Origin of the sequence: Rhizobium oryziradicis (assembly GCF_001939045.1) — a bacterium.
In the GTDB taxonomy this organism is placed as follows: domain Bacteria; phylum Pseudomonadota; class Alphaproteobacteria; order Rhizobiales; family Rhizobiaceae; genus Allorhizobium; species Allorhizobium oryziradicis.
Window position 1 is genome coordinate 63,750 of the sequence record NZ_MKIM01000021.1, and the last position, 20,293, is coordinate 84,042.

The following is a 20,293-nucleotide window of genomic DNA, read 5'->3' on the forward strand; positions in this document are numbered from 1 at the left end:
TCCGCATTGCTTTAGATCCCGATTGCGTAGCCATCGCTGCGCGGATCATGAGCACCTTGCAGCCAGCCATTTTCACTGCGGCAAATAACCCCGGCCTGACCTGAAAGAGCGCTCAAAGCATCAATCGGCATCACATCATGCCCACGGGCGGCCAGAGCGGTGACGACATCGCCACCGACAGCATTCTCGATTTTCAGCGTGTCGCGGCTATCAGAAAAGGTTTTACCAAGCAAAAACCGTGGGGCTGAAAGAGCGGCGAGGGGATCAAGCCCGTGGTCTATCAAGCGACTGAGAATGACTGTCAGCGTTTGTGGCTGGCCATCAGCCCCTTGGGTTCCATAGAGCAGATGGGGGCTGCCATTTTTCAGGCCTATGCCCGGGTTGAGCGTGTAAAAAGGGCGCTTGCCGGGTGCCAGCACATTGGGACTGAGAGGATCGGTGCTGAAGGCCGCGCCGCGGTTCTGCCAAAGCAGACCTGTATCGGGCAACAACACACCGCTACCCCAATCATAATAGGTGCTTTGCAAGACGCTGGCGGATTGTCCCTGTGTATCAACAGCAGCGAGGTAGACCGTGTCCCCGGTTTGAAAATGATGAGGCCAGGGCATGGCACGCGCCGGGTTGATGGTGGAGGCTTTTGCCGAAAGAACATGGGCTTCGAGCCATTGGGTGCAATCTTGTTCTACGACATCAGGGTCAGCAATCTGCCCGCGATCGAGAAAAGCCTGTTTCACCGCCTCCACACACAGATGGTAGAAATCGACCGAGCCTGGGTTTATATCCTGCATCGGAAAATTGGATAAAATGCCCATAATGGTAAGGGTTGTCACACCTTGCGAAGGGGGTGGTGGTGCCAGAAGCTCGATGCCGCGATAGGAAAGGGAGATCGGCTCCACCAGGCTTGCCACCGTTTTTTCCAGATCTTGCATGCGCAGCGGACTACCGGCTTTTTCCAAGCCGTTTGCGATGCGTTGCCCGGTTTCACCCTCGTAAAACGTGCGGTGGCCATGAAGAGCGATTGCTTCCAGAACCCGCGCCAATTCTGGCTGGCGTTGCTGCCCTTGTGGCACGAAGTGATGAGCAACGCCGGGCCAGTTTTCGATCTCGCTACGCCGAAAGCCATGCCAATGCTGTTGTGATCGGCTGGCCGGGAAACCGTCGGTCGCCAAGAGAATTGCATCGTTGAGCAGTGATCCTAGGTTTTCCGTGCCGCCCCAATGGTTCCGGGAAAAGTCCAGAGCCTTGCCCCAACTGTCAACAACGGCTGCCGTTGTCAGCGCTGATAGCGGGCCACGGGTCGGGATGGTGTCAAACTGCGGCAACTGGGTTGCTGCCTGACCAATCCCCATGATCGCCTTGCGCCGTCCCTCTCCATCGGCAATGATCCAGATGGCATCGCCACCCAGCCCGCAAAAGTGGGGGTAAACAACCGTGAGAGCCGCTCCGGCCGCAATGACGGCTTCGATGGCTGTGCCACCGCGGCGCAACACTTTGGCTCCCGCCTCGCTTGCCAATGGATGCGGGGTGGTTACCATGCCATGCTGAGATCGCGCAGGCGATGTGTCTGTCTGGTGCATGTCAGTCCGATGCGCTCATGTAGCGGTTGAGGATTTCAGTAATGTCAGGGCCGATGTCTTTGTCATCCGCTCTGGCCCGATCCTCAACGGCATGCAGATGATGATCCATGATATGGCCTGCGGCTTTGATATTCTGCTGTTTCAGCGCTTCAATCAATTGAATATGTTCATCAATACCGCATTCGGCGGAATGCGGGCGGCCAAAGCGGGCCAGAATAAGCGATGAGCGCGACACAACCTGGCTGATAAAATCAATGAGCAATTTTGAGCCGGTCAACTCGGCAAGCAGAATATGAAATTCGCCCGCAAGCCGGATGGAGCGGGGCGACGAGGCTTGAAGGGCGCGTTCTTCCTCCCGCACATGGCTGATCAGGGCATCAATGCCATCCCGGGGCATGCGTTTGCACAGTCTCTCGATCACTTCGCGTTCGAGGCAACGACGTAACGCGAAAACTTCCTCGGCCTCTTCCAATGTGGGCATGGCAACCGCTGCACCACGATTGGGCTTGATTTCGACAAGGCCATCTGCGGCAAGACGCAGCAAGGCGTTGCGCGCGCTGGTGCGGCTGACGCTAAATGTGTCGCCAATCGAATCCTCTGGCAGCTTTGTACCCGGCTTCAACGCCTGTTCCAGGATCGCTCGGCGAAGGGATGCATAGATCGCATCACTCCTGCTCAGATTTGTCGACATTGCTGTGGTCTTCCCTCCTGCATGCATTTTATCCTCATATTGCATAAAAAATGCACGGTATCTAGCCTCATAAATTGCATGCAATTTTTTATTGATTTTGCACGCGCTATGGATTAGCGTTTATATAAGCTGATGGAGAAAAGGCAAAATGCCTCCTGTGAGCTCACGGTTAAAACCGCATGTTATGCAAAACAAGGCAAGGTTTTGTCTACATTGCATGCAATCCGAGGGGAATTAAAAGTGCGATTATCAAAAATCCTGGCCACAGGGATTGCTCTGTTGGCCTTTACAATGCCTGCGATGTCGGCGACGTTGAAATGGGGTGCCTCGCGTGACATCAGCTCGCTCGATCCCTATTCCTATGGAGATAGCTTCGCCCTGGGGGTGCTGAACCATGCCTATGAGGGCCTTGTTCGCTATGATCGTCATTTGAAGATCGAACCGGCGCTGGCAACATCCTGGGAAATCGTGTCGCCAACAACCTGGCGCTTCAAGCTGCGTGACGGTGTCAAATTCCACAATGGCGCTGATTTCACTGCCGCTGATGTGCAGGCGTCATTGTTGCGCGCCTCCAATCCGAAATCGCCTCTGCGGGGCAACATTCCGGCCTACAGGGGCTCGCGTGTGATCGATGCCCACACCATCGAGATCGATGTTTCGGCCAATTATCCGTTGCTTCTCAACGATCTGACGACGATCTATATTTTTAATGCCCAATGGATGAAAGACAACAATGCCGAGGCTCCGACCGATGTTGGCTCGGGAACCGAAGGCTATGCCACTTACCATGAAAACGGCACTGGCCCGTTCAAGGTTGAAAGCCGCCAGCCGGACGCAAAGACGGTTTTTGTCAAATTTGATGGATGGTGGGATAAGCCTCAGCACAATATCGATCGGATCGAGCTGACCCCGATTGCTTCCAGCGCCACCCGTGTGGCGGCGCTGCTTGCCGGGGATATTGATTTTACCGATCAGGCACCCGTGCAAGACCTGCCACGGCTGACCGCCTCGCCGGAGGTCAAGGTTCTGGAAGGCACGGACCTTCGAACGGTTATGATTGGCTTTTCTCAGCGCGATCAATTGCTGTCCGGGGCACCCAACCCGATGAAAGATCTGCGGGTGCGTCAGGCGATGCAGCTTGCCATTGATCTTGATCTCATCAACAAGAAGGTCATGCGCGGAAAATCCCGCAATGCCGGTGCCCTCGTGGCACCGCAAATTCCGGGCTATGATGCAGCACTTGATATGCCCGTGAAGGCTGACCCGGAGAAGGCCAAAGCTCTTTTGAAAGAAGCGGGTGCAGAAGGGTTCGAATTCGATTTCAATTGCGCGGACACCCTCGTCAATGAAGAGCAGATTTGTCAGGCGGTTGCCTCCATGTGGTCGCGTATTGGCCTGAAGCCTAAGCTGGATCAAGGCACACGTGCGGTTCAAACCCCGAAGCGCTCCGCAGGCAAGGTGGATGTTTACACGCTCGGCTGGGCAACCCTGCCGATGCTGGACACCTACAGCCTCACGTCGCAGGTCTTGCACACCAAGGAAGGCAGTTTCGGCATCTTCAATTGGGGCGGATGGTCTGACAAGGCGTTTGATACGGTGACAGAAGCATCGGCTGTCGAGCTTGATCAGGGCAAGCGTCTCGCACTGGAAGCGCAATCGTTAAAGATCGCCAAGGACCATGCTCTGATGATCCCGCTGCATCAGCAGCCGCTTGCTTGGGCGACGCGGGCGAAAATCCACGATTTTCCGCTGTTTTCCGACAATCTTCCGCGCCTTTGGCTTGTGAAAATGTAAGCGCCGCGCGTCCTCCCGCTTCGGCGCGGGGGGCGTCCTTACAGCTCAAGCTCATCCGTCTTTTCTGGAAAAGGAGCATCCATGCTCGCCTTTCTTATCAAACGTATCGGTAACGCCCTTCTGGTGATGCTGACCGTCGCGTTCTTTGCCTTCGTGATCTTTCGTTTTCTGGGCGATCCCGTTGAGATGATGGTGAATGAAAGCGCTACGCAAGTGGAGCGCGATGAATTGCGCTCCCGTCTGGGGCTGAATGATGGTTTCATTGTTCAATACGTGCGTTTTGTGAAGAATGCGGCACAAGGCGAGTTCGGGCTGTCCTGGCGCAATCAGCAAAACGTTATCACCCTGATTGGCGAACGCTTTCCCGCAACATTCGAACTGGTGATCATCGCCACGCTTCTATCGCTGGCCATTGGTATTCCGCTGGGGGTGTTCACGGCCATTGGGCGGGGTCGATGGTGGGCTGAGAGTTTGCAGTTTTCCTCGATTGTTGGTGTGTCGCTGCCCAGCTTTTTCGTTGGCATCATCCTTATCCTGGTGTTCTCTGTCAGCCTTGGCTGGCTGCCGGGCTACGGTCGTGGCGACGTGGTGCATCTTGGCTGGTGGTCAACTGGCCTTCTGACGGCATCCGGTCGTGCTGCCATTGTTTTGCCAGCGTTATCGCTGTCCCTGTTTCAGATCACCCTCGTCATGCGCCTGGTGCGGGCCGAAATGCTGGAAATATTAAGGGCAGACTTCATTAAATTTGCCCGCGCCCGTGGCATTAAAAGGCGGGCTCTGTGGTTTCGTCATGCGCTTAAAAATTGCCTGATGCCTGTTGTTACGTTGACGGCCATGCAGGTTGGCAACCTGATTGCCTTTGCCCTGGTGACCGAAACGGTCTTTCAATGGCCAGGCATGGGGATGCTGTTCATGCAGGCTGTCACCTTCGTCGATATTCCGGTCATGGCCGCCTATCTCTGCATCGTATCCTTCATCTTTGTAACCTTGAACACGGTTGTCGATATTGCCTATGCGATGATTGATCCGCGTTTGCGCGCCATCTGAGGGGAGTTGCCTATGACGATTGTCAAACAGACTTCCAATCGCTCTGGCAAACCGGCCTCACTTTGGTTGGCACGTCTGCGGGATTCCGATGTGTGGTGGAGTTTTACGCGCCATCCCTCTGCTGTTGTGGCAGCGGTTCTGCTGCTGCTTCTCCTCGCATCTGCCTTTTTTGCGCCGTGGATCACCGTTCAAAACCCTTATAATCTCGCCTCACTCGATCTGTTGAACGCAGAAATTCCGCCTCTGTGGATGGAGGGTGGACAGTGGCCCTTTCTTCTCGGAACGGACACACAGGGGCGCGATTTGCTTTCTGCCATTCTCTACGGGTCGCGGGCTTCGATTATCATCGGGGCGGCTTCGGTTGCGGTGTCTCTGGTTGTTGGCTCTGCCCTTGGCTTGATTGCCGGATACTATGGCAAATGGGCAGATGGTCTGCTGATGCGGGCGGGTGACGTATTGCTGTCGATGCCGACCATGTTGATTGCCATTCTGGTGTCGGCCCTTGCGCGGCAGGCGCTTCCGTCCTCCTTGCGCGAGGTGGGGGCTTCGGGCGTGATTGTGCTGGCCATATCACTATCGGCCTGGGTGCAATATTCCCGCACCGTTCGGGCCTTAACGATGATTGAGCGCAACAAGGAATATGTGCAGGCGGCAAGGTTGATCCGCGTGCCCACCTGGCGCATCCTGCTCAAGCATATCTTGCCCAACACGACCACGCCGCTTTTGGTAACGGCAACTCTGAATTTTGGTCTTGGCATTCTCATCGAGGCAACGCTTTCTTTCCTTGGTGTCGGAATGCCGCCGGAACAGCCGTCCCTTGGAACACTGATCCGGATTGGCAATCAGTATCTCTTCTCCGGGCAATGGTGGATCGTGTTGTTCCCCGGTCTGCAACTGTGTCTGCTGGTGGTTTCCATCAATGTCCTGGGCGACTGGCTGCGTGACGCCCTCAATCCCAAGCTGAACTGAGGTTTTCTATGCGTGATCTTCTGCTTCAAAACACAAGACCTATGGGCGGCCCGTTGGCCGATATTCTCATCCGCGATGGCCGTATCGCCGCCATTGGGCCTACGCTTGCGGCCGAGGGTGTGGCCATTGAAGACGCCGACGGGCGCATTGCCATTCCGGGCCTTGTGGATGCCCACACCCATCTGGACAAATCGCTTCTGGGCTATCCCTGGTATGTCAATGAAGTCGGCCCCAAACTGATTGATAAAATCGACAACGAGCGAAAGGTGAAAAAAGACTATGGGCTTGATGCACATATCCAGTCGATGCGCCAATCTCTGCAATCGGTTGGCTATGGTACAACCCTGATCCGCACGCATGTGGATATTGATACGGATCAGGGCCTCATCGCGCTTGAAGGCGTGATGGAAACGCGCCGCCAACTGGCTGATGTGGTGGAAATTGAAATCGTTGCCTTTCCGCAATCGGGCTTGATGCGTCGTGCGGGAACCGCCGAACTGCTGGATCGGGCCATGGCCATGGGGGCCGATCTGGTGGGTGGGCTGGACCCTTGCGGCATGGATCGTGACCCCAAAGGGCATCTCGATACAATATTCGCTTTGGCCGAAAAACATGGAAAAGGCATCGACATCCATTTGCATGAGAGCGGTGAGCTTGGTGCCTTTTCCATGGAACTGATTTTTGAGCGCATCCGGTCGCTGGGTTTGCAGGGGAAGGTTGCTGTCAGCCACGCCTTCTGCCTGGGCCATGGCGATTGGACCATGACGCAGGCTTTGATCGACACCTGCGCAGAACTGGATGTTCCCATTCTGACCACTGCACCGCCATCGCGTGAAGTGCCCTCTTTGAAACGCCTGCGGGCGGCAGGTGTCAGGTTTGGAGCAGGCGTTGATGGCTTCCGCGACACGTGGGGGCCTTATGGCAACGGCGACATGCTGGAGCGTGCCATGCTGCTGGGTATGAAAAACAACCTGCGCCGCGATGATGAACTGCTGATGGCTCTTGATGTTTGCACAACCGGAGGCGCTGTTGCCATGGATCGCACGCAACATGCCCTGACCGTTGGCGGGCGAGGGGATGTTGTCATTGTCGAAGGTGAAACCGTGGGCGAGGCTATTGTTACCCATCAGCCCCGATCACTGGTGGTGACAGCCGGACATGTTGTTGCCCGTCATGGCGTCACTCTGCGGGAACGGCCATGATGACAGGCAGCCCATGGAAAGAGCTTGCCCTTGGCCAGCGCCCACCCGGGCGCTGGGCGCTGCGCGCCCGTTTCGTTGTTGTGGATCTGCCACAAGGTCGCCGCTTGCTTGAGAACGGCGAAGTGGTGATTGACCATGATCGTGTCCTCTGGGTCGGGCATGATTTCGATGGTGACCTTGCCGCGCGCTATGACATGGGTGAGGCCCTGATTGGTCCGGGCTTCGTCGATCTCGACGCCCTGTCTGATCTGGATACGACCGTGCTGGCCATGGACAATCAACCCGGCTGGAAAAAAGGGCGCGTTTGGCCCTCTGCCTATGCCGCACGGGCCTATGAGATGTATTCGCCGGAGGAGCTGGCGTTTCAAAAACGTTATGCTTTTGCGCAACTGCTGCTGAATGGCATCACGTCCGCGCTGCCAATCGCCTCGCTTTTTTACCGGGCTTGGGGTGAAACGGTTGCCGAATTTGAAGCTGCCGCCAGTGCCGCCGAAGATCTCGGTTTGCGCGTCTGGCTTGGTCCGGCCTATCGCAGTGGCGGCGTTGTGCTGGATGATGCGGGCGTTATGCAGCCGGTCTTTGATGAGCCAAGGGGCTTTGCCGAACTGGCGGCGGCAGTGGATTTTGCCAGACGGATTCATCGCAGCGCTGGAGGGCTGGTGTCCGGCATGTTGGCTCCCGATCGGGTAGAGACCTGCACAGAGGCTTTGCTGCGCAGAACATGTGCGCAGGCCGATGAGATGGATCTGCCGGTGCGCCTGCATATGGCGCAAGGAGACATGGAGCGCCAGATTGTCCAGCATCTCCATGGCACCACCGCGCCAGTCTGGCTGGATCAGCTTGGGTTGCTGTCTTCTCGCCTGATTGCGCCGCATGCCACGGTTGCGACCGATGAGGATCTCGTGCGTTACGCTGAAAACGGGGTAACGGTCGCCCATTGTCCGCTTGTTTCCGCCCGGCATGGATCGGTGCTGAAATCCTTCTCGCGCTTGAAGGCCATGGGGGTTCGCCTTGGCATGGGAACGGATACGGCTCCCCCGGATATGGTGCTCAACATGGCCGTGGGGCTGATGGCAAACCGCATTGCAGAAGGGCGCGGCGATGCCGCGTCAGCGGCTGAGTTTTATGATGCTGCGACCATCGGCGGTGCCGATGCCCTTAACCGAACGGATCTTGGACGGCTTTCTCCCGGCTCCAAGGCCGATTTGGCGGTTTTTGATATGGGTGATCGGATGATCGCTCCACGCATCGATCCCATTCAGACCCTCGTCTATGGTGCCACTGGCCGCGTCACCCGTGCCACCATTGTCGATGGGCGTTTATCGATGCGCGATGGTGAGGTGGCAAACCTTGATCTGAAGGCAGCACGAACACAGGCGCAAGCGCAGTTTGAGGGTCTGATTGCCCGTTATCCGGAACGAACCTTCGGCCATCCTGCCGTCGAAACAATCTTTCCTCCCAGCTACCCGTTGCATCCATCCAACAGCGAGATTTTGCCATGAGCACCAGCAGGCATTCCGCAGCTTCCGGTCCGCTTGCACTGGATGTAAGAGGTCTTTCGGTTGAGTTTCCGACACGAAAAGGCATGCTGACCGCTCTTTCCGATGTTTCGCTGACGATCAAGCCCGGTGAAATCCTCGGTGTTGTTGGCGAATCCGGTGCGGGAAAATCGATGACCGGCATGGCCGTTCTGGGCTTGCTCGAACCGCCCGGCCAGATCTGCGGCGGCGAAATCCGCATTGGCGGCAAGAGAACAGATAATTTGAGCGAAGCGGATATGGCATCCATCCGGGGTCGTCTGGTCGGGGCCATTTTTCAAGACCCGCTGACATCGCTCAATCCGCTGTTTTCAGTCGGTCAGCAGCTTATGGAAACGATCCAGCGTCATGCAGGTGCGGGCAAGGTGGATGCACGCACCAAAGCCATCGCATTGTTGAAACAGGTCGGTATTCCGGGAGCTGATGAGCGGATCAACCATTATCCGCATCAATTTTCTGGCGGCATGCGCCAGCGGGTGGTGATTGCGTTGGCCCTTGCTGGCAATCCGCAATTGATCATTGCGGATGAGCCAACGACTGCGCTGGATGTTTCGATTCAGGCACAGATCACGGCTTTGCTGCGCCGCCTGTGTCGGGAAAACGGCACAAGCGTGATGCTCGTGACCCATGATATGGGCGTGATTGCCGAGACAGCGGATCGTGTTGCTGTGATGTATGCCGGGCGCGTGATCGAGATGGGGCCGGTTGAGGATGTGCTCCGTCAGCCACGACATCCCTACACACGCGGGCTGATGGGGGCCATTCCAGCACTCAGAGCGCGGGTCGAGCGTCTTGCCCAGATCGATGGATCAATGCCGCGTTTGAATGCCATTCCGGTTGGATGTGCCTTCAACCCGCGCTGTGTGGATGCGGGCGCACGGTGCCGCATGATGCGCCCTGCGCTGGTTGAAGAAGCGCGAAGCAGCGTGGCCTGCTTTCTGCATGATGGAGGTGTGCAATGAGAAGCAGTCACAACGTTCTGGAAGTGGATCAACTGTCCCGCGTTTTTGATGTCTCCGCACCATGGTTGAGCCGCGTGGTCGAACGAAAGCCCAAGCGCTATCTGCAGGCCGTCAAGGACATTAGTTTTGTTGTCGAAAAGGGCAAATGTCTGGCACTGGTGGGGGAATCCGGCTGTGGCAAGTCCACGGTTGCGCGGCTTGTGACCGGACTTTACGAACCAAGCGAGGGTGCGATGATGTTTGCCCCGGCAAGCCGTGGCCGCAACCGTGGCAAGCCAATGGAAGCGCAAATGATTTTCCAAGACCCGCATGCCAGCCTCAACCCGCGTTGGCGGGTTGGTGACATCATTGCCGAGCCGATCCGCGAATTTGGTTTGCGAAAGGGGGCGCAGGCCATTGAGGCCCGCGTTGCCGAATTGTTGCAAACCGTTGGGCTCTCTGCGGATGATGCAAACCGTTATCCGCATGCTTTTTCCGGTGGCCAGCGGCAACGTATATCCATTGCACGTGCGCTTGCCAGCGAGCCGGAATTTCTTGTCTGTGATGAGCCAACTTCGGCACTGGATGTTTCGGTTCAGGCGCAGATTCTCAACCTGATGCGCAAGCTTCAGGATGAGCTTGGCCTGACCTATCTCTTCATCAGCCATAATCTTGCTGTTGTTCGGCATATGGCTGATCGCATCGCTGTGATGTATCTGGGGCGGATTGTCGAGGAGGCCGACACTGAGGCGCTGTTTAGCAATCCGCAACATCCCTACACGCAGCTCTTGCTTCAGACGATACCAGATGTGGCAGCCCCAAACCGCGACCGGGCGCTGATGGGTGGGGAGCCACCGAGCCCGCTTGATCCACCGCAAGGATGCGCCTTTCATCCGCGTTGTCCCATAGCCAATGCAGCATGCAGCCAAACAATGCCCGCTATACGGGCGCGTCTGGGGGGCGGCAAGGTTGCCTGTCATCTGGCGTCCGATGTTCACCCAAAGTGAAACCAGGCACACACTTGAGGAAAGACCTGACCATGAATGAAACGACCTTCACCAATGCCAGACTGACGGATGGGCTTTTACACGATCTTCATGTGCGCAATGGCCGGATCGTGACAATTCGGCCAGCGTCAGTGGAGCCGGTCTCCGGTCCTGTTGTTGATATTGCGGGGGATTTGCTGGTTTCGGGGTTTGTTGAAGGGCATATCCATCTCGATACAAGTTTCTACGGTGGCCAATGGGTGCCGCATCGTCCATGTACCAATGGTTTCGATGTGCATGAGCGCGTGGCTTTTCAGGCCGAAAATATGGCCAATGCTGAGCCGATGGCGGAGCGGGCCATCAAACAGCTTGAGCTTTGTCTTTCCCATGGCACGCTTCACATGCGCAGCCATGTGATGGTTGATAGCTCGGTTGGGCTTACCTCACTGGAGACAATTCTGGCGGTAAGGGAACAATATAAGGAAATGATTGATATTCAGATCGTCGCCTTTCCGCAGAGCGGCATTCTGAAAAGCCCAGGCACCAAAGACCTGCTGGATGAAGCGATTGGCTGTGGTGCGGATTTGATTGGTGGACTGGACCCGGCCAGCTTTGACCGTGATGTCACGGCGCATCTCGACGTTGTGTTTGGCATTGCCGAAAAACGTGGTGTGGATGTGGATATTCACCTGCACGAGGGCGGCAGCATGGGCGCTTTCACCGTCGAAGAAATCTGCGCTCGCACGGATGCGCTCGGCATGCAGGGACATGTATCGATCAGCCACGCTTACGGACTTGGAGATCTGGATCTTGATGCAGCCCGCAAGATCGCTGCAAAAATCGCAAGAAGCGGTATTTCCATCATGACCAATGCGCCCGGCCATCATAGCTTTCCACCGATTGCCTTGTTGTGCGCTGAAGGCGTCAATGTCTTCAGCGGCAGCGATAATATCCGCGATTCCTGGTGGCCCTATGGTGACGGCGATATGCTCCGCCGGGCAGAAATCATTGGCTATCGCTCCGGCTTTTTTACGGATGATGCGCTCAACGCCGCCTTCGAAATCGTAACTGAGGCCGGTGCAAAAGCACTGAGGCTCGAAGGGTATGGCCTTCAGGTTGGGGCTATGGCTGATTTTGTTGCAATTCCGGCCCGTCATATCCCACAGGCTGTGGTTGGTTTTCCTGCAAAGCGCAGGGTCTTCAAGCGAGGGCGTCTTGTGGCTCAAAACGGCGATGTCTGCGCCCCAAACAAGGGGCCTAGATGACACGATTTTGCATTTTATAGAGGCCTGTCGCAAAATGCTGATTCCGCAGCGAGGATGCATGTTTTCCGCCTGACAGCAGCAGATATAAAGAGCTACAGCGAACCTTTGTGCGCCATATAGGGTGAGAGGCGCTGTAGCGATTTGAGATCAGGGCTGTTTGTCACGGTCCAGATGCGATCTCCGGTCAGGATGAAGGCAATTCGGCGATGCAAATGGTCATGCAGAGCTTGTCTTGAAGGGGAGATGTACGGCACGAACATCATCACGTTCTCGTCTGAAGGCACTCCTGACACGTTCGACCATGCTTGCGGTTCGGTCAGGATCAGCCAAGCGCTGGCGCAAGGGCGGTTCGAAAAACAACACTTGTTGCTTACAATAAAGTAAAAGCCAAGCGATCATGATCGCGTCCGTAATTTCTGAGGGAGGCCTAATGGCCAATGCTAAACGAAAGACGCTACCGAAGGATTTCGATGAACTCCTGAAGTCCGGCGATTTGAACGCACTGAAAGCAATTTTCGACGTTGTCGACATCAATGCTCGCGGCGGAGTGTTGAAACAATCCGCACTGGCCTTCAATAACTGCCCTGACGATCTGTCCCGTTGGCTGGTCGAACAAGGAGCCGACCTGCATTTCGGTGATAGCTACGGCGACACTCCCCTCCATGCCCGAGCAGGCCATTGGCAGGGGAACATCACGGTCTTGCTGGAGTTGGGAGCGGATGTGAACCACGCTGCTGGAGGGCGCGGGACGCCTTTACATCAGGCTGCTGCTGTCGGCAATCTTAAAACGGCGCACCTGTTGCTTGAGTATGGCGCAGACCCCAACGCGCTCAATTCGAGGGGACAATCTCCGTTGGTCTTCGCCTTGGAGCGCTGCAACAACGCACATATTGAACGAATGGCCCCGATGGCCGAATTACTATTGAGCGTGATGTCTGCTCCGACCACGAAGAAATCATTCTTTGGCCGCCTCTTTGGTAGCCCAGCAGGTCCATCGTCGGCCGTCACTCCCGAAATGCGAGCGATGGTCGAGAATATCGGTAAAAATTTTGAGTTTCACAGGGCTGGCTTCAATCCTGAAAGCGTCGGTGCTGCCAGCAACGCTCTTGATCGTCTTTATGGTCTCTTCGACGTTCCACCGATTACCCGACGCGCGCTGCATGATGGCAAGTCAAACATCGTCACAAAAGCTTCGACCTGGCAGGACCAACACCAGGAACTTTGGGAACTTTTGGTTCCGTCTTGCGGTGCGGCCTCGACCGTGCAGGGGGAGGTGATCCGCATTTCAGGGCGCATCAGTGATGAAATCGAGCGGAATGGTGGTGTGAATTGGGATGCCGATTATCGGAAGATGGCAGATGCTTTCCTGGATCATTTGCGCACGGGAAACACATTGCCGCCTCCTGATATGGATTCGGCTATCAAAAACGTTTCGGAAATAAAAACCAAACAAGGCGATCCCGCTGAACTTTGCCGACTGGCGGTGAAGTGGGTTTTACGAAATCCCAAGCCAGCGAGATTGCAAACTCCTTCATATCGTCGATGACAACCGGCTTTCAGGGCCGCTGTCCGCCTGACCGCTATCCGTTTTGGGAGGGCAAGCTTCTCGGCAACCATCTCCAGCCATACGCCAGCGAGCGATCTTGCGACGTTCGTCCAAGTCGATGTGTGAATAGGTGCTTTTGATCACGCTTTCCTTGCAGAGGATAAACCGTTGTTATCTATTGCAAGTCGCACTTCATCCTTGAACCCACCCCTCATTGAGTCTCCAGGTTGGTAATCTGGATTATGGAACCTAATTTTAACCCAAGGCGTTAGATGGTCAATTTTATAGAAAAACTGCTATGTTTTTCCATCATAATCATCCACCCAGCTATGGGGTGACATAGACATCGCACATCGCACGCAGACTGTCGCGGTCGGCTTCGCCCTCTTCGCGCAGCAAATTGGGATGGGTGGCTCCGAGAACAATGTATTTCGCATCAGGCCCGACCTTCAAAATGGCCGGCATGGCATCAATCGCCACCTCAATGCCCGTGTTGGGCGACAGAAGGCCAAAAGTCAGCACGATCGGCACGGTCAGGAATGCCATGGGCAATAACGTCGATTTTGGCACGGCTCACGCCATAAACACTCTGCAATGGCGCGCACGCCATCTCGACCCAATATTCTAAAGTTTGGCTAAAGCTTTCCAACTACAGCTGTGACGATCCGACTTTGCCGATCGCCTCGTCTGACGTAGTCGACATCAATGATGCCGCAAACTGGCGGAGGCCATGCACCTGATCAACAAGATGAAGGATGACACCCACACCTTCATCATTGACCCCAAGCCGCTCTTTCAGATCCAAAATCAGCGCCGCCCTGGCAACATCAATGTCGGAAAACTCCATATCCGTTGAGGCAGCATTGGGCAGCAGCCACTCCTCTTGTAGCCAGACCTCAAGGGTCTGTGGATTGATATGGGTGCGATCGATAAATTCAAACCTGTTGATGATCATGACAGCATGTCCTTGCGCGGATCGTCATCGGGGCTGGGTGTCCAGTTGGTCAAAAAAGCTTCAAGCTCTGCATCTGCTTTGCTTGGCAGAACCACCCGCAATGTCACCAGTTGGTCGCCATGGCTCTGTCCATGGGCAATTCCCCTGCCCTTCAGCCGCAGAACAGAGCCGGTATTCGATCCCTTTGGAATCGTCACCATCACAGCACCTGTGGGGGTTGGCACTTTCAGCCGCGCACCCAGAACGGCTTCCCGGATTGTCACGGGCAAATCGAGATGGATATCATCGCCCTTGCGCGTGAAGAAGGCATGCGGATTGATTTTAATAGTTACAAGCGCATCACCCGCCTCGCCTTGAGAGCCGCCGGAGGCACCCTTGCCACGCAACCTCAGCACTTGCTTATCCTGAATGCCGGCGGGAATTGCCAAATCCAGCGACCCGCCGTCGGGCAAGGAAATGCGTTTTTTGGCACCGTTGATGGAATCGAGAAAATCAACGGTGAGGGTGTAGTTCAAATCCTCACCACGCACACGGCGCGATTGACGGGACTGGCGACCAAACATGTCTGCAAAAATATCCTCTGCACCACCAAAATCAGAAAAACCGGAGGTGTTCTGATAGCGATTGCCACCTGCACCGTTGGCGGCATAATCCTTGTAATAGTTCTGTCTTGGTCGCTCTGCGCCGGATGCATCAATCTCCCCCCTGTCGAAGCGCTTGCGCTTGTCTGGATCAGAGAGAATTTCATTGGCCGCCGACACGTCCTTGAAACGCTCTTCTGCTCTGGCATTGCCCGGATTGAGGTCAGGATGCAGCGTCTTGGCAAGCTTGCGATACGCCTTGCGGATCTCGTCGCTGGAGGCGGTTTTGGCGACACCCAAGGTTTCGTAAGGGTCTTTCATAGCGTCTCCAAATGGGCGTAAGCAAAAGGCTTCGCGCGCATGAAACCAATGTATACCCCTCTGCTCTCCACCGATAGCACCGGAAACGACGCAAGGCACAATAAGCTGAAAACAAACCACCAAGACCAGAGGTTCTATTTGATTTGAGCCTGAGACAAACAGAGCCTGAGCAATCTTCAACCCTGAACAAGCCCGTCAGACATCCTTTTCTATGTGCCTAACGGCGCAGGTGGTGGGGTCGAAACATTCAAATAGGATATCAAAGCCTGCATTGTCTTCGCCGCAGCGATGTGACGCGAACCATCGGATGATATCACCGTCACGTCGGCTAACGCGTAAGTTGGGTAGCGATCCTCAATCAATTTGCGCAATGCGCCTTCAGGATCGGGTGTTTGTAGCAGCGGCCGGTTGCCGCTCCGACGCACACGACGGATCAGGACATCAAGATCTGCCTTCAGCCATATCGACACCCCGCGCTCGGCAATTTGCGCACGGGTTTCAGCATTCATGAAGGCACCTCCGCCCGTCGCCAAGACCTTCGGTCCTTCTGCCAGGAGCCGCGTGATCACCCGCCGCTCGCCGTCGCGAAAATAGGACTCCCCGTACTTTTCAAAAATTTGCGGGATGGTCATGCGGTGCGCAGCTTCCATTTCAGCGTCTGCGTCCGCGAAATCAAGGCCAAGCCGCGCGGCCAGCGGCCGGCCAATCGACGTTTTGCCCGAGCCCATCATGCCGACGAGAACGATACAGCGCCCTCCAAGTGCAGACATCAGAGCCATTTCAGCCGGGAAATTTCGAGACATGTCCATGTCATCCATTGCGCAATCATTTTGTACATAAAATCTATTATTTCAGTTGCAAAGGATTTTATGTCCTTAAGCCGAAAGATCTTTCAACCGGCAGAGGTCAAATGGGGCAAGGTTCGTGGCGCTAATTTGAGGGAAAATCGTTGCTCTTGCGATACCGCACGCAACGGTTTCGACCATGAAAGCGGAGGTTTTCCTGCTTTTATCCGGAGCCGATCTCAGTTATCGGCCTGATTAGACACGCTCAAACACAACAAAAGAGAATGGGTCAGGTTCAATTTCAACCTGACCCATTCCGTTTATACTGGCATTAAATGCTCAGGCAGAGATATTTGATCTCAACATAGTCTTCGATGCCGTATTTAGAGCCCTCACGGCCCTGGCCGGATTGCTTGATGCCGCCAAACGGTGCGACTTCGGTGGAAATCAGGCCGGTATTGATGCCAACCATGCCATATTCCAGCGCCTCGGCAACACGGAAGATTTTGGACATATCCTTGGAGTAGAAATAGGAAGCGAGGCCAAACTCGGTATTGTTGGCCATTTCGATCACTTCCTCTTCCGTCTCGAACTTGAAGAGCGGTGCGACAGGCCCAAAAGTCTCCTCGCGGGCAATGATCATGTCTTTCGTCACGCCGGTCAAAACGGTTGGCTGGAAGAACAGACCGCCACGCTCATCCGGATTTCCGCCGAGCGCAATGGATGCGCCCTTGGAAACGGCATCTGAAATATGCTCCTGCACCTTTTCCAAGGCCTTTGCCGTAATCAGCGGCCCTGCGTTGACGCCCGCCTCAAAGCCATCGCCGACCTTCATGGCAGAGACTTTTTGCGACAGCTTTTCCGCAAAGGCATCATAGACACCGGACTGGATGTAAAGGCGATTGGCACAAACGCAAGTCTGTCCATTGTTGCGATATTTCGAAACCATCGCACCTTCGACGGCAGCATCGATATCTGCATCGTCAAACACGATGAAAGGCGCGTTGCCGCCCAGTTCCAGGCCGAGCTTCATGATCTGCGCGGCACCTTGCTGCATCAGGATCTTGCCAACATTGGTAGAACCCGTGAAGGTCAGCTTGCGCACCTTGTTGTTTTCAGTGAATTCCTTGCCGATGGAGGCCGAATCTTTTGAGAGAACAACACTGAACAATCCGGCTGGCAATCCGGCCCGTTCCGCCAGTGCTGCCAGCGCCAAGGCCGAAAGCGGTGTTTCGGCGGCCGGTTTGGAAACCATGGAACAACCGGCAGCAATCGCTGGCGCGAATTTGCGGGCCAGCATTGCATTTGGAAAATTCCAGGGCGTAATGGAGGCCACAACGCCGATTGGCTGCTTGATGACAATGATGCGCTTGTCTTGCTGGTGGCCGGGTATGGTATCCCCATAGACACGCTTTGCTTCTTCGCCGAACCACTCGACGTAGGAGGCACCGTAAAGGATTTCGCCTTTGGCTTCTGCCAGAGGCTTGCCCATTTCCATGGTCAGGATGGTGGCAAGGTCATCGGCATTGGCCACAAGAAGATCAAACAGCTTGCGCAAGACGTTGGCGCGTTCCTTGCCGGTTTTGGCCGCCCAGAGTTTCTGCGCTTTATAGGCCGCATCAATGGCACGCGCGGTCTCGCTGCGTCCCATATCTGGAAGCGTCGCAACGACATCACCTGTGGATGGATTGGTGACATCGAAGGTCTTGCCGCTCTCGCTGGCGTCTAGCCAGCTGCCCGCAATCAACGCCTTATCGATGGCGAGGGACGGATCCTTCAGCTGCGAGAGTAGTTTTTCCGAAATTGTCATTGATCAAGCCTCCGACGCGCATTCACGAAGTGTGGTTTCGAGAATGGAGAGCGCTTCGTTAAACACGCTATCCTCGATGGTAAGTGGAGCGAGGAAACGAATGACATTTCCATAGACGCCGCAGGTCAGCAAGATGAGACCTTTTTGCAGCGCGCGCTCACGCACCTTGTTTGTAAAGTCGGCATTGGGGGTTTTTGTTCCCGGAATGTTGAACTCCACGGCGTTCATAAAGCCTGGGCCGCGAATATCGGCAATCTGCGGAACGGCTTCGCGAAGGGATTGTAGCTTCTGCTTCAGGCGGTTGCCCAGCGAGGCTGCGCGCTCGTTGAGGTTTTCTTCCTCAATCACGTCAAGAACGGCATTGCCTGCCGCAACACCAATCGGGTTGCCACCATAGGTGCCACCCAGGCCGCCGGAGCCGGGAGCGTCCATGATATCTGCGCGGCCGGTGACAGCCGCAATCGGGAAACCGCCGCCCAAGCCTTTGGCCATCGTGGTCAGATCGGCCACAACGCCATAATGCTCCATGGCAAACAATTTGCCGGTGCGGGCAAAGCCGGTTTGAACCTCATCCGCAATCAGCAGAATGCCATGTTTGTCCGCAATTTCCCGCAGCTTCTGCATGAAGGCGCGCGGAACTTCGTAGAAACCGCCTTCGCCCTGCACAGGCTCAACGATAAAGGCCGCAACCCGGCTGGGATCGACATCAGCCTTGAACATCTTGTCCAGAACAGCAAGCGAATCCTCCATGCTCTGGCCATGCAACTCGACCGGGAAGGGTACATGGAAAACATCCGCCACCATAGGACCAAAGCCGGTCTTGTAGGGCACAACCTTGCCCGTCAGCGCCATGCCCATGAAGGTACGACCGTGGAACGCGCCCGTGAACGCGATGACGGCGGAACGATTGGTGGCTGCGCGGGCAATCTTGACGGCGTTTTCAACAGCTTCGGCACCTGTGGTGACAAAAATCGTCTTCTTCTTGAAATCGCCAGGAACCAGCGTGTTGAGGCGCTCGGCGAGGCGAACGTAGTTTTCATAAGGGACGACCTGATGGCAGGTGTGCGTGAAATGGTCGAGCTGATCCTTTACCGCGGCAATAACTTTGGGGTGGCGGTGGCCCGTGTTGACCACGGCAATACCGGCTGCAAAATCAATGTAGCGGTGACCTTCGACATCCCAGATTTCAGCATTCTGGGCCTTATCGGCATAAATCTGCGTGGTGACGCCGACACCGCGTGAAATGGCGTCAGAGCGGCGTGAGGCAATTTCCTGATTCTGCATGATGATGACATCCCCTGCGGTGTGTTGTTCCCAGCGTTTTCGCGCGTGAATATTCTCTACATTTTTTCTGTAGCTTTGCAACGGGGCTTTTTGTAATTATAAAGCGATCAGCACAGCATCCTCAAAAGCACCGGTTTATGGACCTCACCCACCTCAAAATTGCCGAAGCAGCCCGCATGGCTGGCGTTTCGCCGTCCACGCTCAGGCTGTGGGAACAGCAGGGGCTCGTGGACCCTCTTCGTACGCCGTCCGGTCAAAGGCTGTATGACGCGGCACTGGTTGAGCGGCTGAAGACGATCAGTTGGCTTCGAAGTGAAAAAGGCCTCAATCCGGCTGCGATCAAACAGGCCTTGATGCTGGATGACGCCGCCGACCGTGCAGATGAGGTCACGGAAGAGGGGCGCGAGGCTGGCGATTTATCGATCGGGATGAAGGTCAGGCATCTGCGCAAGGAAGCGGGGCTGACACTGGAGACCGTTGCGCGGGCAACGGGCACAACGGTGTCGATGTTGTCGACGTTTGAGCGCACCTCGCAGGGCATTTCTGTCACAACGCTGCACAATGTCGCCCGGCATCTGGGCACCACCATTGCAGCCTTGAGCGGACAGGGAAAATCGCGAAAGGGTGCCTCTCTGGTTCGAGACGGGCAATGGACAACATGGCCAACCACGGCATCGGGCGTAACCATCCATGTGCTTGCCGACGGCAACAATCAGATGGAGTGTCATCGCTTCGATCTTGCGCCGGGTGCCTCCAGTGAGGGGGCCTACCAGCACGAAGGCGAGGAATTTATCCACGTTCTGGCCGGCGGGCTGGACGTCATTCTCGATGGCGATCAGTTTCACACCCTGCGGGTGGGCGACAGCTTTTATTTCGAAAGCACCCGGCTGCATTCATGGCGTAACAATTTCGATGGGCCGACCACGCTCATCTGGATCAACACCCCCGCAACCTTCTAGAGTTTGTCAGGGAAAATTGGACTCGGCGCGGCGCTTTTATAC

General features: G+C 55.6%; 18 protein-coding genes and 1 pseudogene. 10 read left to right on the forward strand and 9 right to left on the reverse strand.

Going from position 1 to position 20,293, the window contains the following annotated elements:
• Positions 1-11: 11 nt before the first annotated feature.
• Positions 12-1,577 carry a gamma-glutamyltransferase family protein gene (locus BJF95_RS03130; protein ID WP_245297222.1) on the reverse strand — a complete coding sequence of 522 codons (1,566 nt, stop codon included), beginning with the start codon at positions 1,575-1,577 and terminating at the stop codon, positions 12-14.
• Between the two features lies 1 nt (position 1,578).
• Entirely contained in the window at positions 1,579-2,268 is a 690-nt protein-coding gene (locus tag BJF95_RS03135) for a GntR family transcriptional regulator (protein WP_075638002.1), read from the reverse strand.
• 291 nt (positions 2,269-2,559) lie between these two features.
• On the opposite strand from BJF95_RS03135, the gene BJF95_RS03140 reads away from it, so the two are divergent.
• From BJF95_RS03140 to BJF95_RS03175, 8 genes are all read left to right on the forward strand, one after another.
• On the forward strand, positions 2,560-4,062 hold the full coding sequence (locus BJF95_RS03140) for an ABC transporter substrate-binding protein (RefSeq protein WP_075638126.1): 1,503 nt from the start codon (positions 2,560-2,562) through the stop codon (positions 4,060-4,062).
• Positions 4,063-4,143: 81 nt separating this feature from the next.
• Complete coding sequence (locus BJF95_RS03145; RefSeq protein WP_075638003.1) at positions 4,144-5,109, forward strand: ABC transporter permease; 966 nt, start codon at positions 4,144-4,146, stop codon at positions 5,107-5,109.
• 12 nt (positions 5,110-5,121) lie between these two features.
• Positions 5,122-6,078 (forward strand): ABC transporter permease, encoded by a 957-nt coding sequence (locus BJF95_RS03150; RefSeq protein ID WP_075638004.1) that lies wholly within the window; start codon positions 5,122-5,124, stop codon positions 6,076-6,078.
• A gap of 8 nt (positions 6,079-6,086) precedes the next feature.
• The gene (locus BJF95_RS03155) at positions 6,087-7,280 is read left to right on the forward strand and encodes an amidohydrolase family protein (protein WP_075638005.1); all 1,194 of its coding nucleotides are present in this window, start codon (positions 6,087-6,089) and stop codon (positions 7,278-7,280) included.
• Positions 7,280-8,782, forward strand: coding sequence for an amidohydrolase family protein (locus BJF95_RS03160; RefSeq protein WP_075638127.1), 1,503 nt, complete (start codon positions 7,280-7,282; stop codon positions 8,780-8,782). Before BJF95_RS03155 ends, BJF95_RS03160 begins: the two co-directional genes overlap by 1 nt.
• On the forward strand, positions 8,779-9,780 hold the full coding sequence (locus BJF95_RS03165; protein WP_075638006.1) for an ABC transporter ATP-binding protein: 1,002 nt from the start codon (positions 8,779-8,781) through the stop codon (positions 9,778-9,780). Before BJF95_RS03160 ends, BJF95_RS03165 begins: the two co-directional genes overlap by 4 nt.
• Positions 9,777-10,766: an ABC transporter ATP-binding protein gene (locus BJF95_RS03170; protein WP_075638007.1), complete on the forward strand. Its 990-nt coding sequence runs from the start codon at positions 9,777-9,779 to the stop codon at positions 10,764-10,766. Before BJF95_RS03165 ends, BJF95_RS03170 begins: the two co-directional genes overlap by 4 nt.
• A 32-nt stretch (positions 10,767-10,798) precedes the next feature.
• A complete protein-coding gene (locus BJF95_RS03175) occupies positions 10,799-12,010 on the forward strand; it encodes an amidohydrolase family protein (protein WP_075638008.1) in 1,212 nt (403 codons plus the stop codon).
• A 92-nt stretch (positions 12,011-12,102) separates the two neighbouring features.
• On the opposite strand, the gene BJF95_RS24005 is transcribed toward BJF95_RS03175, so the two are convergent.
• A complete protein-coding gene (locus BJF95_RS24005; RefSeq protein WP_175577190.1) occupies positions 12,103-12,273 on the reverse strand; it encodes a hypothetical protein in 171 nt (56 codons plus the stop codon).
• 167 nt (positions 12,274-12,440) lie between these two features.
• On the opposite strand from BJF95_RS24005, the gene BJF95_RS03180 reads away from it, so the two are divergent.
• On the forward strand, positions 12,441-13,556 hold the full coding sequence (locus BJF95_RS03180; protein ID WP_075638009.1) for an ankyrin repeat domain-containing protein: 1,116 nt from the start codon (positions 12,441-12,443) through the stop codon (positions 13,554-13,556).
• Between the two features lie 330 nt (positions 13,557-13,886).
• On the opposite strand, the pseudogene BJF95_RS03185 reads toward BJF95_RS03180, so the two are convergent.
• The 6 genes and pseudogenes from BJF95_RS03185 to BJF95_RS03210 form a co-directional block, all read right to left on the reverse strand.
• Positions 13,887-14,151, reverse strand: a pseudogene (locus BJF95_RS03185) (glycosyl transferase family 1); the annotation flags it as partial.
• Between the two features lie 54 nt (positions 14,152-14,205).
• Positions 14,206-14,511: a chaperone modulator CbpM gene (locus tag BJF95_RS03190; RefSeq protein WP_342587938.1), complete on the reverse strand. Its 306-nt coding sequence runs from the start codon at positions 14,509-14,511 to the stop codon at positions 14,206-14,208.
• Positions 14,508-15,413, reverse strand: a complete 906-nt coding sequence (locus tag BJF95_RS03195; protein ID WP_075638011.1) for a DnaJ C-terminal domain-containing protein — start codon at positions 15,411-15,413, stop codon at positions 14,508-14,510. Before BJF95_RS03195 ends, BJF95_RS03190 begins: the two co-directional genes overlap by 4 nt.
• A gap of 209 nt (positions 15,414-15,622) precedes the next feature.
• A complete protein-coding gene (locus BJF95_RS03200) occupies positions 15,623-16,231 on the reverse strand; it encodes a shikimate kinase (protein WP_139317388.1) in 609 nt (202 codons plus the stop codon).
• A gap of 298 nt (positions 16,232-16,529) precedes the next feature.
• On the reverse strand, positions 16,530-18,008 hold the full coding sequence (locus BJF95_RS03205) for an NAD-dependent succinate-semialdehyde dehydrogenase (RefSeq protein WP_075638012.1): 1,479 nt from the start codon (positions 18,006-18,008) through the stop codon (positions 16,530-16,532).
• 3 nt (positions 18,009-18,011) lie between these two features.
• The gene (locus BJF95_RS03210; protein ID WP_075638013.1) at positions 18,012-19,292 is read right to left on the reverse strand and encodes a 4-aminobutyrate--2-oxoglutarate transaminase; all 1,281 of its coding nucleotides are present in this window, start codon (positions 19,290-19,292) and stop codon (positions 18,012-18,014) included.
• A 137-nt stretch (positions 19,293-19,429) separates the two neighbouring features.
• Between BJF95_RS03210 and BJF95_RS03215 the strand changes: the two genes are divergently transcribed.
• Positions 19,430-20,251, forward strand: a complete 822-nt coding sequence (locus BJF95_RS03215) for a MerR family transcriptional regulator (RefSeq protein WP_075638014.1) — start codon at positions 19,430-19,432, stop codon at positions 20,249-20,251.
• Positions 20,252-20,293: the final 42 nt, after the last annotated feature.

What these genes read in the sequence shown, in the direction of transcription:
- BJF95_RS03130 (WP_245297222.1), bottom strand. Translation starts at nt 1,577, where the DNA reads ATGCACCAGACAGACACATCGCCTGCGCGATCTCAGCATGGCATGGTA.
- BJF95_RS03135 (WP_075638002.1), bottom strand. Translation starts at nt 2,268, where the DNA reads ATGTCGACAAATCTGAGCAGGAGTGATGCGATCTATGCATCCCTTCGC.
- BJF95_RS03140 (WP_075638126.1), top strand. Translation starts at nt 2,560, where the DNA reads ATGCCTGCGATGTCGGCGACGTTGAAATGGGGTGCCTCGCGTGACATC.
- BJF95_RS03145 (WP_075638003.1), top strand. Translation starts at nt 4,144, where the DNA reads ATGCTCGCCTTTCTTATCAAACGTATCGGTAACGCCCTTCTGGTGATG.
- BJF95_RS03150 (WP_075638004.1), top strand. Translation starts at nt 5,122, where the DNA reads ATGACGATTGTCAAACAGACTTCCAATCGCTCTGGCAAACCGGCCTCA.
- BJF95_RS03155 (WP_075638005.1), top strand. Translation starts at nt 6,087, where the DNA reads ATGCGTGATCTTCTGCTTCAAAACACAAGACCTATGGGCGGCCCGTTG.
- BJF95_RS03160 (WP_075638127.1), top strand. Translation starts at nt 7,280, where the DNA reads ATGACAGGCAGCCCATGGAAAGAGCTTGCCCTTGGCCAGCGCCCACCC.
- BJF95_RS03165 (WP_075638006.1), top strand. Translation starts at nt 8,779, where the DNA reads ATGAGCACCAGCAGGCATTCCGCAGCTTCCGGTCCGCTTGCACTGGAT.
- BJF95_RS03170 (WP_075638007.1), top strand. Translation starts at nt 9,777, where the DNA reads ATGAGAAGCAGTCACAACGTTCTGGAAGTGGATCAACTGTCCCGCGTT.
- BJF95_RS03175 (WP_075638008.1), top strand. Translation starts at nt 10,799, where the DNA reads ATGAATGAAACGACCTTCACCAATGCCAGACTGACGGATGGGCTTTTA.
- BJF95_RS24005 (WP_175577190.1), bottom strand. Translation starts at nt 12,273, where the DNA reads ATGATGTTCGTGCCGTACATCTCCCCTTCAAGACAAGCTCTGCATGAC.
- BJF95_RS03180 (WP_075638009.1), top strand. Translation starts at nt 12,441, where the DNA reads ATGGCCAATGCTAAACGAAAGACGCTACCGAAGGATTTCGATGAACTC.
- BJF95_RS03190 (WP_342587938.1), bottom strand. Translation starts at nt 14,511, where the DNA reads ATGATCATCAACAGGTTTGAATTTATCGATCGCACCCATATCAATCCA.
- BJF95_RS03195 (WP_075638011.1), bottom strand. Translation starts at nt 15,413, where the DNA reads ATGAAAGACCCTTACGAAACCTTGGGTGTCGCCAAAACCGCCTCCAGC.
- BJF95_RS03200 (WP_139317388.1), bottom strand. Translation starts at nt 16,231, where the DNA reads ATGGATGACATGGACATGTCTCGAAATTTCCCGGCTGAAATGGCTCTG.
- BJF95_RS03205 (WP_075638012.1), bottom strand. Translation starts at nt 18,008, where the DNA reads ATGACAATTTCGGAAAAACTACTCTCGCAGCTGAAGGATCCGTCCCTC.
- BJF95_RS03210 (WP_075638013.1), bottom strand. Translation starts at nt 19,292, where the DNA reads ATGCAGAATCAGGAAATTGCCTCACGCCGCTCTGACGCCATTTCACGC.
- BJF95_RS03215 (WP_075638014.1), top strand. Translation starts at nt 19,430, where the DNA reads ATGGACCTCACCCACCTCAAAATTGCCGAAGCAGCCCGCATGGCTGGC.